This window comes from Bacillus sp. FSL R9-9530 (genome assembly GCF_038008145.1).
GTDB classification, from domain to species: domain Bacteria; phylum Bacillota; class Bacilli; order Bacillales; family Bacillaceae_G; genus Bacillus_A; species Bacillus_A mycoides.
Window position 1 is genome coordinate 1378917 of the sequence record NZ_JBBOYO010000001.1, and the last position, 12021, is coordinate 1390937.

The 12021-nt window shown below is 32.5% G+C and carries 12 protein-coding genes and 1 pseudogene; 6 read left to right on the forward strand and 7 right to left on the reverse strand.

All coding sequences use genetic code 11. The features are described from left to right. Positions 1-303 precede the first annotated feature (303 nt). Both pssA and MKX66_RS06905 read left to right on the forward strand, forming a co-directional pair. Positions 304-795, forward strand: coding sequence for a CDP-diacylglycerol--serine O-phosphatidyltransferase (pssA, locus tag MKX66_RS06900; protein ID WP_002085344.1), 492 nt, complete (start codon positions 304-306; stop codon positions 793-795). 32 nt (positions 796-827) lie between these two features. Next, positions 828-956 (forward strand): hypothetical protein, encoded by a 129-nt coding sequence (locus MKX66_RS06905; protein WP_341085826.1) that lies wholly within the window; start codon positions 828-830, stop codon positions 954-956. Between the two features lie 281 nt (positions 957-1237). Here MKX66_RS06905 and MKX66_RS06910 read toward each other — a convergent pair whose 3' ends face one another. Both MKX66_RS06910 and MKX66_RS06915 read right to left on the reverse strand, forming a co-directional pair. Then, positions 1238-2353 (reverse strand): NAD(P)/FAD-dependent oxidoreductase, encoded by a 1116-nt coding sequence (locus tag MKX66_RS06910; RefSeq protein ID WP_002085346.1) that lies wholly within the window; start codon positions 2351-2353, stop codon positions 1238-1240. Between the two features lie 126 nt (positions 2354-2479). Beyond that, positions 2480-3133 carry a YdeI/OmpD-associated family protein gene (locus tag MKX66_RS06915; RefSeq protein ID WP_341085827.1) on the reverse strand — a complete coding sequence of 218 codons (654 nt, stop codon included), beginning with the start codon at positions 3131-3133 and terminating at the stop codon, positions 2480-2482. A gap of 143 nt (positions 3134-3276) precedes the next feature. On the opposite strand from MKX66_RS06915, the gene MKX66_RS06920 reads away from it, so the two are divergent. After that, on the forward strand, positions 3277-3459 hold the full coding sequence (locus MKX66_RS06920; protein ID WP_002141911.1) for a hypothetical protein: 183 nt from the start codon (positions 3277-3279) through the stop codon (positions 3457-3459). Between the two features lie 19 nt (positions 3460-3478). Here the strand turns inward: MKX66_RS06920 and MKX66_RS06925 are convergent, their stop codons facing one another. The 3 genes and pseudogenes from MKX66_RS06925 to MKX66_RS06935 form a co-directional block, all read right to left on the reverse strand. Beyond that, positions 3479-4246, reverse strand: a complete 768-nt coding sequence (locus MKX66_RS06925; RefSeq protein WP_341085828.1) for an arylamine N-acetyltransferase family protein — start codon at positions 4244-4246, stop codon at positions 3479-3481. 190 nt (positions 4247-4436) lie between these two features. After that, positions 4437-4794: pseudogene (locus tag MKX66_RS06930) on the reverse strand (DUF4180 domain-containing protein). Between the two features lie 171 nt (positions 4795-4965). After that, positions 4966-5640 carry an HAD family hydrolase gene (locus MKX66_RS06935; RefSeq protein ID WP_341085829.1) on the reverse strand — a complete coding sequence of 225 codons (675 nt, stop codon included), beginning with the start codon at positions 5638-5640 and terminating at the stop codon, positions 4966-4968. Between the two features lie 562 nt (positions 5641-6202). Here MKX66_RS06935 and MKX66_RS06945 point away from each other — a divergent pair. Together MKX66_RS06945 and MKX66_RS06950 are read left to right on the forward strand one after the other, a co-directional pair. Then, the gene (locus tag MKX66_RS06945; RefSeq protein WP_000800741.1) at positions 6203-6868 is read left to right on the forward strand and encodes a response regulator transcription factor; all 666 of its coding nucleotides are present in this window, start codon (positions 6203-6205) and stop codon (positions 6866-6868) included. After that, positions 6861-8333 carry a sensor histidine kinase gene (locus MKX66_RS06950; RefSeq protein ID WP_002189716.1) on the forward strand — a complete coding sequence of 491 codons (1473 nt, stop codon included), beginning with the start codon at positions 6861-6863 and terminating at the stop codon, positions 8331-8333. The genes MKX66_RS06945 and MKX66_RS06950 overlap by 8 nt, the downstream gene beginning before the upstream one ends. A 57-nt stretch (positions 8334-8390) precedes the next feature. Here the strand turns inward: MKX66_RS06950 and MKX66_RS06955 are convergent, their stop codons facing one another. Further along, on the reverse strand, positions 8391-9683 hold the full coding sequence (locus tag MKX66_RS06955) for a hypothetical protein (protein ID WP_341087623.1): 1293 nt from the start codon (positions 9681-9683) through the stop codon (positions 8391-8393). A gap of 469 nt (positions 9684-10152) precedes the next feature. On the opposite strand from MKX66_RS06955, the gene bla reads away from it, so the two are divergent. Further along, positions 10153-11085 (forward strand): class A beta-lactamase, encoded by a 933-nt coding sequence (gene bla, locus MKX66_RS06960; RefSeq protein WP_341085831.1) that lies wholly within the window; start codon positions 10153-10155, stop codon positions 11083-11085. Positions 11086-11342: 257 nt separating this feature from the next. Here bla and MKX66_RS06965 read toward each other — a convergent pair whose 3' ends face one another. Continuing rightward, complete coding sequence (locus MKX66_RS06965) at positions 11343-12020, reverse strand: ABC transporter ATP-binding protein (protein ID WP_003189466.1); 678 nt, start codon at positions 12018-12020, stop codon at positions 11343-11345. Position 12021 lies beyond the last annotated feature (1 nt).

The following is a 12021-nucleotide window of genomic DNA, read 5'->3' on the forward strand; positions in this document are numbered from 1 at the left end:
AAGATATGATGCACCGAAAATAATCAAACATATTTTATAAAAAGTGATTCTATAAAATATGTTTAAAGCCTATTTTGATAACTCTTTTTTTCAAAAACGGGGTTTTTATATTAGGTAAATTAGCAGTAATAGACTTATCTTTGATCAAACATGTTTATAAACCAACATAACGTACAGGAAATTGACTTTTCTCTTGTCGAAATTTACTTAGCATACAGTGGTCATATTTTTTCAAGAATAACGGAAGAATATATAGAAAATGCTACATAAACGTGAAGTTTGATCAACTTAGGGGGGACAACTTTGTTCAATCAAATAGTAAAAGCTGTACCCAATTTATTTACGATTGGAAATTTATTGTGCGGTGTTTTTTCAATTACCATGAATATGAGTGACTATTTGGAAGTAGCCTCCATTTTTATTTTCTTTTCAGCTGTTTTAGATCTCCTTGATGGAAGAATTGCGAGAAAATTAAAAGTGAACAGTGAGTTTGGTGTACAATTGGATTCTTTAGCTGATATTGTTAGTTTCGGAGTTGCTCCTGCACTTTTATTTCATTCGATAGCAACACCATCTATTTTAACTTCTTTGGCATTTATCCTTTTCCCAACGATGGGTGCTTTAAGATTAGCTAAATTTAGTGTAAAACCAACCATTGGATATTTTAAGGGATTACCTATTCCAGCTGCTGGATTACCATTGGCCGGTATGGGATTGTTTTCATATAGCAATGCATGGATTACATTAATCCTCGCTCTCTTAATGGTAAGTCCAATTAGGTTTAAAAAACTTTAATTGGGATCCCGTCTATCGCTTTAATTTCATTTGTGGAACGGTTCGCTAATATCCATCAAGTTGAGGGTTTTGATGTTATTCATCATTTTACGAATGCAGCGATGGGACAGACTTTAAAGAGCTTACCTATTGTACTCATAATAGATTGTGAAATTGAATAGCCTCCAGTTTTTGGGGCTATTGTTTATATTTCTGATATGTATTTTCGCCTCTATATTGAACGAATCAATCTTTCTTCTCTAATACCTCAAACGATAAAAATGCACTTCGTTGCTATAAAGGGCAAAAAATTTTCGTTTTGTAGGTTATCTATTTTCTTAGCTTGATAGCGATGTGGTGATCCCGCTTGTTTAAAAGAACTCCTACCTCTCAAAATACTTAGTTACGCCCAAATAACATAACAAAAAGATTAGGAAATCACTCCTAATCTTTTTGTTTATTACTATTCCATTGCCCCAGCAACATCATAATCATTTAAATCTAATTCAATCGGTTGCCCTAACGCAAGTTTCGCAAGTTCTGATCCTAAGTATGGCCCTGCTGTTAATCCTGAAGCACCTAATCCGTTTGCAATGAGTATGCCTTCAAAATTAGGGAGTGGGCCAATAACAGGTAAGAATCCTGGCGTAAATGGCCTGAAGCCAACTCTAGTTTCAAGCATTGTACCATCTTCTAAACCAGGCGCTACTGTTAACGCTTTATGGAATACTTCATGTAAACCACCAGCTGTTACACGGTGATCGAAACCAGTATCATTCTCATGCGTTGCACCAATTACAACATGGCCATTGTCAAATGTTAAAATATATTGATCGTTCGGCGGCATAACAACTGGCATATTTTCTGTTGCTGTATTTTCCATTTGCAAATGAACAATTTGTCCTTTTTGGAACGTAACTAAGAAATTAATTCCTAATGGATTCAAGATTTCGTTCGCCCATGCGCCTGCAGTTACCATTACCTTTTCCGCTACAATTGTTTCGTCATTTACTTTAACTCCCGTAATATGATTCCCTTCACGGACTAATACTGCATCACCTTTAATGAAAGTTGCACCATGTTTTTTCGCAGCGCTTATTAATGCGTTGCGTAATAATCTTCCATTTACTCGTGCAGCGCCACTAATATGAACAGAACTATATTCTTCCGATAATGCTGGGAATAACTTTTTCGTTTCTTCAGCTGATAAGCGAGTGATTTCACCAATCTCCGGTGCATCTTCACGGCGTTTATACGCTCGCTCTTCCATTTGATCTAGTTTTTTCTCATCAGTATGTAAACTAATTGCACCTACACGGTTGTAACCTGTATCCGTTTCACCGTCTTCTTCTAATTGCTGAATTAACGAAGAATAGTAACGTGCACCGCCTTTAACGATTTTATACCATGCTTTATTACGACGTTGCGACAGCCACGGACAGACAATACCTGCTGCTGCATCAGTTGCTTGACCTAAATCTTGACGATCTACAATAGTAACCTTCGCACCAGCCTTAGCAAGATGATAGGCAGTAGATGCCCCTAAAATTCCAGATCCAACTACAATATACGATTTCATTTCAAACACCTTTTCTCTTTTGCTAATTATTTAAATATAAGAACATACTTTAGTATACTGAAAGGAATCCTTTTTTCAATGTGCTCAACGTAATTAATTGTTGCATCATTGTGACGTTCCTAATCATTATTTTTTCTTCTTACGGAATAATTCAATTGTTTTATAGCCTTGTGAAAGGATTTCAATCATTTTCTCAAGACGTTTATCGCGTGTTTTTTCTTGTTTCACAGAAAATAAATTACGTGCCCAATCTTTTTGATAACCAGGAGTTAAACTTTGATAAAACTTAAGTTCAGCTGGATGATTAGCCAATAATGCTTCAACATCTTGAATACGGTCTGCATAATCAGCAACACATTGACTCACTGCAGGTGTTTTCTTCGCTTTTTTCTTTTCACGTTTTAAACCTACAACTGTAAAGACATCATCCATACTTACCATTCGCGCAAATTTAATTTCGCTTTCCCCCACATATCCATCATCTCCAACGTTTAATGCCGGAAACATCTCATCACGGTGAATAAACGTACTGTAACGAGCATTGCCTTTTTTCGGATATGCGAAAAACACGTAACCTTTTTCAATTAGTAATTCTTCATTACTAATAATAAAATTCGTTTGTTTCACCATTTCATCAAGTGTTTCAACAAAAATAAAAATAGCATCATGTTCTTTTGAAAATGAGGTTTCTTTACCTGTGAAAATGTCATACTCACTTGGTTCGTTAATTACGACCATATTTGTATACTTATTTAGTTTCAATTTATCAATAACTGACATTATAATCTTCCTTTGCATCCAATATTCATTTTATATACTTCTTTATACTGTTCTAGTGTATTATATCTATTAAGAAAATTAAACTTGAAATCGTATCATTCTGTTTCAATAGACCATAATTTTTTACTATAAGGAGTGGTTTTATGCCGTATGTAATCCGGGATGAAGGGCTAGTTTTGCAAGGAGATAATGGAAAAGAGCCAGTCTTTCATACATATGAAAAAGCTGAGGAAACGTTAAAAACGTTAACTATACCGCAGTTTCCGAAACATATTAGACGAAAACCATTTAAACCAAAAATAATAAAAATAGCCGATTCTGAATAAGAACCGGCTATTTTTATATTCACAACTCAATAGCAAATAAAGTATATAAAAGCTCTTTATATTTATTTTCTGTAATTTTACGCTTCGTTTTTTCTCCATAAATAATTTCAGTTAAACTAGTATTCGTTAATGAGACATGGCCAAAGTTCGTCAATTTTACTGCAATGGGTCCTTTATTGAAAATAGATTTCTCATCTTTTATCACTCTTCTTTGAACATCGTTTACTACTGTCTCATCAATAATATGTTTATAAAAAGCATGACAAACTTTCCATTCTCCATCAACATCTATTCTTTCTAGAACATAGTTTCCTTTACTCGTATCTTTTTGTCTTACTCGATACGAACCGTTTTTAGAAGAAACAAGTTCGCCAGTAAACGGTACTGGTACAAGAGGTACTAATGAAGCAATACCTACATCAATTAAGTACCTTACGTTTTCGTAATTTAAAATAATTGTTATATGCCCATCTTCAAGTGCCCAATCGTTTATATCATTTTTATATACGGTACCTAGTGCGAGTTGTACATCATAACCACTATCTTTTAAAAAATAGTAAAAAAGAGTATTTAATTCATAACAAAGCCCACCTCGAGAACTAGTTAAAATTTTCTCTTGTAAGTTTTTCATAGAAATTGTATTCGCATTACTTGCTATTACATTTAAATTCTCAAACGGGATTGTGTGGGCAAATGCAAAGAGTATTGTACTTAATTCTTCAAATTTTATTTCAGTACGTTTTTCAAGGTTTAATCTTGTAAAGAGTTGATCTTGTAACTTTGTCATATTCAGCACCCCTTAATAAGTTATAAATTAAAATAATATATGCTGATTGTAAATTTGAAGGGATATAGTAACAATGTACATTTGCAGTTACTGTACCGGTACAAAATTTAAATTTGAAAAACATATTTATATAAAAATACAAATAAGAGGCACCTTCACGGATGCCTCTTTCGAATTACATTTTATATCTTTATTTCAATGAGCTTAATTTTTCAATTGCTTGTTGCTCAGTTGCTAATAAAAAAATATCCTTACCTTTATTACATTCATAAATAAAATCCTTTAAGCTTTTACTCGTATACATAGAGAAATCTCCAATAATAGCAATCTTTACTCTGTAGTTTATAAACTTTTGAAGAATATCACCCGCAAGCCGTGTTTTTAAGTCAAAGAAGCTTTCACTTATTAATGATTTATTGATAGCAATCCACTTCATATTGAACTGTTGCCATGAGATCTAATGCAGATTGAACGTCGGATATTAATACTGTATCGTTTCTGACGACGGCAATATTTATTCCGCCAATTACTACTTTCTTTATTTCCATAGTCTCACCCCTCTATAATTTATAAAGTATATATTAAACACGCTGTGTAGCTCTTCATTAACACACATAAATGATTTGCCCCTGGCCCAATATCCTTTATATCCTCGTAAATAAATATTGTTTTAAAACTTCTCATACGGTCAATGAAATTAAGGGTAATCTATCTTTTTACTATTTTTGAAAATTTATCTCTCCACAATAACTTAATAAATTATCAAAAGAAGTAATCTCGGCATATGGTTTAGTGTCGGTATTATTCTTAATCATATTAGGATTGAACCATATGCCCTTTATATTTGCATTTTGACAACCAGCAATATCCTTTTCTAAGTCATCTCCAACAAATAGTACATCTTCTGATTGTACTTTTAGCTTATTTAATGCTAGTTCGAATATACGTTTATCAGGTTTACTAAATCCCACTTCTTCAGAAATAATAATCGTATCAAAATATTCATTTAAACCCGTATTCATTATTTTAGCTTTTTGCCTCTGAGTTGAGCCATTTGTAATAATTCCAACTTTAAAGTGCCTCTTTATATGATTTAAGAAAAGAATAGTATTTTGGTCAATTGAAAAACATTTAGGCAAGTTTTCATTCCAAAAATCTTGGATATAATTGCGTGGCAATCTATATTTCGGCGCGAATTCATCAAATAATGATTCTAAAACTATTGTTTTATCACTAATGCCATATTCTCTTTTATCATATTCTTTGAATTTCTGTAACATATTGTTTTTGACTGTATCACTAACATCCTCATAGCACTTCTCTAAAACTAATAAAAACAAGTTATCTACTGCCTTATCCCTATCGAGTAACGTATCATCTAAATCAAACAGCATAGCTTTATAACTCCTCAAATAATTTCACAACCTTTCTCGCAATATATAAATAATCCCTAGTTCGTACCTTGAAACTTTTGGTTTACCAAGAGAGTTGTTATTTATGTGAGAATAACGATCAAACAGAGTAAAGGATTTATTTTTACCTTCCAGGAGAATTAATTCTAGCCTTAGAATCCAGTTGTTTCTCTCCAGATCAATTAAATGCTCAACTACTTCGAATGTATTTCAAGTTCCTTCCTTTTCATTACAATGTAGCCATTCGCCTGATAAACTAGATAAAAAACTCCAAAGTTTGTGGCACACGCTCTAGAATTACAGTAGCTTCTTTTATATTGAAATTCATTTCCTTTTCTCCTCTTGGTAAAGAAGTAAAAATATATTTTCATACAATTCAAGAAATTACACCCGATTTACATTATTATACATTAGTTTTACTTAAATATTAATGTTCATTTTATTGAACGTGGAGCTAACACAATAATCGTCTTGTGGAATCTCCTAATTTATCTCCACATAAACTACAGATAGTACGGCTATAATGACTACCAGAGGTGATATTATGAAAAACTATCATATCCTCGTGGTTGAGGACGATCAAGAAATTCAGGAATTAATTAAACAATTTTTAATGACACAACAGTATACAGTGGTAGTCGCATCAGATGGATTAGAGGGTATGACACAATTTAATAAGCAATCCTTTGATTTAATTCTTCTAGATGTAATGATGCCCAATCTTAATGGATTTGAAGTATCCAAGATGATTCGAAGTCAGTCAAACGTACCAATTATTATGCTAACTGCATTGGAAGAAGAGGAAGATCAAATGAAAGGGTTCGATCTTGGAATCGATGATTATATAACAAAACCCTTTTCGTTTCATGTTTTGATTAGACGAGTCGAAGCTGTACTTAGAAGAAGTTATGATAAAAATGTAAATAATCATTTGGTATTTAAAGAAGTGCGTATCGATGTTGATGCATATAGAGTATATGTAAATGACGTTGAAATTTTATTAACGACAAAAGAGTTTGAAATTCTACAACTACTATTTCAAAATGAGAGAAAAGTACTCACAAGAGAAAATATCGTAGAAAAAGTTTGGGGGTACGATTATTTTGGAGAAACACGAATAATTGATACACATATTAAAAACCTACGTAAAAAGTTAGCTATCCCTTATATTAAAACAATAAAGGGTATTGGTTATAAAATTGATGAATAGTATTGTGAAAATCATGAAGATGAAGCAAATTACTTATAAACTCTTTATGACTACCTCTCTCATTTTGTTATCCTTTGCAGTATTGATTTATTTAACTTTATACTTCTTTCTCCCTACGTTTTATGAGCAATACAAAACAGATCAACTTCAAACAGGGATAAAAGAAATCATTGATAAATCTAAAGATCTTACGTTTCAAGATGCGATACCACTTTTTGATGAATATGCAAAAAAAAATAATGCGATGCTTTATCTTCAAAATAATGAGGGAATAATTAAATACTCTCCTTCATTTTCTTTTACTCAAAATGGTTCGCAAACAACAGTAGTTACTAGAGCCACACGGTTCGAGAATGCAGGTACCCTTAGCAATTCATATAACGTTACGAAACCAATTCAATTCCAAGATGGTAGTTTAACGCTTATAGTCTTTGCTACATTTCAACCAATTGATGAAGCTTCACAGGTTTTAGTACGCTTTCTCCCCTATATTAGTATCATTGTACTCATAATTGGTGTAGGGAGTGCTTATTTCTATTCCAGGTTTATTACAAAACCACTTATTTATATTAATGAGGGTGCACAAAAGATGGCAAATTTAGATTTCTCCGAAAAAATTGAGGTTCGCTCTACAGATGAGTTAGGAGAACTATCTAATAGTTTGAATGACATGTCTATTAACTTACAACAAGCTATGTTTGATTTAAAAAAAGCAAATCAACAATTAAAAAATGATATTGAAAAAGAACGAGAAATAGAAACAAAACGCAGAGAGTTTTTTGCGATTGTAGCACATGAATTAAAGACCCCTCTAACTGTAATGAAAGGATACTTAGAAGGGATGATATACAATATTGGCCCTTATCAAAATCGTGATCAATATTTAAAGAAAAATCATCAAATTATTGAAAGTATGGAACAATTAGTTCGTGAAATTTTAAGCATGTCGAAATTAGAACAACACACCTTTAAACTAAAAGTAGAAGAAGTTAATCTTTCGAAGTTAATAGATACAATCACAAAAGATCTCGAATTTTTTGCTTCTCAAAAAAGCATCCAAATAATAAAAGAAATTGATTCTGATCTTTCTGTTTATACAGATCGTGTTCTTTTTGAAAAAGCATGTAAAAATATTATCCATAATGCGGTTATGTATTCACCACATAATGAAAAAGTCTATATAAAGTTAAGTGAGGATTCTAAACAAGGTCAAATCAAAATGCAAATTATGAATACAGGTGTCAATATTAAAGAAGAGGATATACAACAAATTTTCAAACCATTTTATCGAATTGAAAAATCAAGGAATCGAAATACTGGAGGAAGTGGTTTGGGGCTATATATTGTTAAACAAATTCTTGAAACGCTAGATATAAAATATTCTATAAAAAATATGGAACATAGTGTACAATTTTGCATGAACATTCCATTATCTAAACAAAAAACAAACAAACTCCCCTCTTAGTAGGACGAGTTTGTTTGTTTTTTGTAGTTTTAGTATTGATATTTTTCGAGTTACTTTTTAAGCAATATTGGGATTAGCTTTTTTACCAATCCACATACCTAAGCCCACCATGCCAAGCCAACAGCAAATTGCTAACATAAACATCAATCGTTGTACGGATAACCCTTCAATCTGCATTTGACCCTTCCCAACAATTGTTTGGAAAAGTTGCGACCATTCGACATCGTAAAACACCCCTACTCCCACAATCACAATCAATATAAAAAATTGTAAAAATATATTCCCCATATTTCTCCATGTTGTGTAAATGAGTAAAGAAAGCTCTCTATGTGTAGCATTCACCATATATACTTTCATATTATTTTGAGAAGAAATACTATTAATGGCATAGCTCCCAAATGTAACGCTAAGGACTATAAATATTGGAGAATATAACCCGAATATCATGATTAAAGTACTTACTAAAAACAAATGGATTGGATTAACTTTCTTAGCAGCTTTGATATCTAAAAATATGGACATCAAAATCCCTAATAGGTATGGTCCAACTACAATGAAAATACAGGTTAACATGTTATAGAAAGTAAAACTATAAAAAATACCCATCAAAAATAAATATCCATTTCCTAATCCAAGTAAAAATGATTCTGCCTTTAAGCGGATTGGTAAAGAAGATGAAAGTTTATGAAAGAACTTTCCTTTCAACAAACTCAAAAACATGAAACAAATAAGCGCTATAGAAAGTAGAAAAAAATAAAAAATATATTGTTCATTATTTATGTTACGACTTGTTCGAATCAAAAGAATAAGCATTGAGACAAAAAGAAACTTTCCTACAACCGATACGATGGAGATAGGTAAAAGCCCTTTGGCTAACTCTGTTCTCGGCATTTTTTTTATAGCAAAAAGGATACTGATTAAACAAATCCCATATATGCATGTTATCAGCGGCGGCGATAAAAAACTAATCGCTAACAATACGATTATTAGTAAAAGAAAAACGATACCAATAATAATCGCTTGTTGATTTTTATTATAAACCTTTCCCCCGCCTTCCACATGTAGAAACAATAAAGTACTCGTCATGGTAGAAATTGTACTAACTGCAAAACCAGAAAATAACGCACTTATTTCTAGCCATCTTGAACTCCATCCAAAGAAAGTAACATTAAGTAATGATACTATCAGAATAGAAACAGTCCAATATAAAGAGCGGTGAATCCCAGCCTTATTCACAATAGGTATCCAGATAAACACACCCGTCATATAAGTTGTATAAAACAAGATTGATGGCCAGTATCCCTCAAAGCCTTTCGAAATCTGTAATCCATAAACAATGTAAATAAGCATGGGTGTAAAGATAGTCGTTATTAGTAGACTAAATGTAGTTATACTTTGCACCACAAGTCTTTTTTGCTTTGTCGTATGTATCGTATAACACCTCACTTAAAATGAAATCAGTAGTTGTTATTACTTATTCTGTCCGGAACGAGGTTGTTATATATACGCAATCCAATTGAAATTCCCATTACGAGGTAAACTCAATCTAAATCCACATTAAATTAAGTGGCGTGCAGAAAAGGTGGATTTTGTGATTCTTATAAATAAAATTAATGGATATATTCAAAACCTTAATCATAAATGGAACAAATGTGTTACTTAGATTGTCTATTACGTATAAAAAAGGTGCTTTTGGTAGTTCTCTCATTTTGTAATGCAAGAAACACAAGATGAGTGCTATCTGGTACATTTGTTAATTGTATCGGTATGTAAAATACCTAAACAAAATCCATATATTCTTGAAAGAGGTTGAAAATGTATGCTAGTTTCAAAGAAGTTTTTTCACATCGCACATTATAAAAAGATGCTCCCTGTAGTATTACTTTCATGTGCAACGCTTATAGGCTGTTCCAATAGTAATATTCAATCCGAACCACCGAAACAAACCAAACAAGAAAATACAGGTAATCATTCTTTTGTAAAGCTTGAAAAAGAATATGATGCTAAACTTGGTATTTATGCATTGGACACAGGTACGAATCAAACTGTTACTTATCGTTCAGATGAACGGTTTGCATACGCATCTACCCACAAAGCCCTTGCTGTTGGAGCACTGTTACAAAAGAAATCAATAGAAGATTTAGATCAAAGAATTAAGTATACTAGCAAAGATCTTGTGAATTACAATCCAATTACTGAAAAATATGTAGATACAGGTATGACTCTTAAAGAGCTTGCGGATGCTTCCCTTCGATATAGCGATAATACTGCACAAAATCTTATTCTTAAGCAATTAGGTGGGCCAAGTGAATTCAAAAAATCACTGAGAGAAATAGGAGATACTGTCACGAATCCTGAACGTTTTGAACCAGAATTAAACGAAGTGCAGCCAGGAGACACTCGTGATACTAGTACCCCAAAGGCGTTAGCTACTAGTCTTCAAGCATACGCGCTAGGCGATATACTTTCCATTGAGAAACGGAACTTTTTAATAGATTTGATGAAAAGAAATACTACGGGGGACAACTTAATTCGTGCTGGAGTTCCAGGAGAATGGGAAGTAGCCGATAAGACCGGCTCTGGGTCTTATGGAACAAGGAATGATATTGCAATCATTTGGCCACCAAATAAAAAGCCAATTATGCTTGCGATACTTTCTAATCATGCTAAAGAGGATGCGAAATACGATGATAAACTTATTGCAGATGCAACTAAAATAGTGTTAGACAATTTAAAAGTAACGAATAAATAATTACTCCAAAGAATGACTTAGTTAAAATTCATATTTCATTTGAAGACCGTTGATATTGAAAGAGCACAAAAAAGAACCTGTAGAATATACTACAAGTTCTTTTTCAAAAATTGTTAAAAAGGGAATAACAAACTATTTTAACATTCAATACAGGGAGACCATTTTGATTATGGCTTGGTTATATTGTATATCAAATATAAATATTTGAAGAAACTGATTTCGAAAATTATGTGAATTAAAAAACTAGGGTGTTTATATTAAATTTCGTTTACTACCAACTTCTTCTTACTTAAATAGACTGCACGGTCTGATTTTTTAGCAACTTCCTGTGAGTGCGTCACAACAATAATACATTTATTTTCTTTATGTGCAAGTTCTTGAAACAGTTCTATTATATCCATTGCCGTTTCTTCGTCGAGGTTTCCTGTCGGCTCATCCGCAATCAGTAAATCAACATTACAAGATAACGCTCGAGCGATTGCAACACGCTGTTGTTGCCCGCCACTTAGTTGCAGAACATTTCGTTTCGCTTCTACTTCTGTAAGTCCTACTTTCTCTAATAATTCTAATGCCCTTGCCGTTTTATTTTGCACTTTAACACCTGTAATTTCCATTGCTGTTAAGACATTTTGAAGAGCACTCATATAGGTAATCAAATTATAAGATTGGAAAATTACCGATACATTTTGATTACGGTACCGATCCAAACCAATTTTCCGAATATCCTTTCCATTAAATAGTACATAACCATTTTTAGGTATATCTAGCCCACAACCTAAGCTAAGCGTAGTGGTTTTACCAGATCCGGATGGTCCTAGAATCGTGTAGAAATGTCCTTTTTGAAAAGAAAAGTTAACATTTTCTAGTATCGCTACTTTTTTTCCATTACTTTCATAATAATAATCTAAGTTTTTAAATTGTAAAATCGTCTCCATA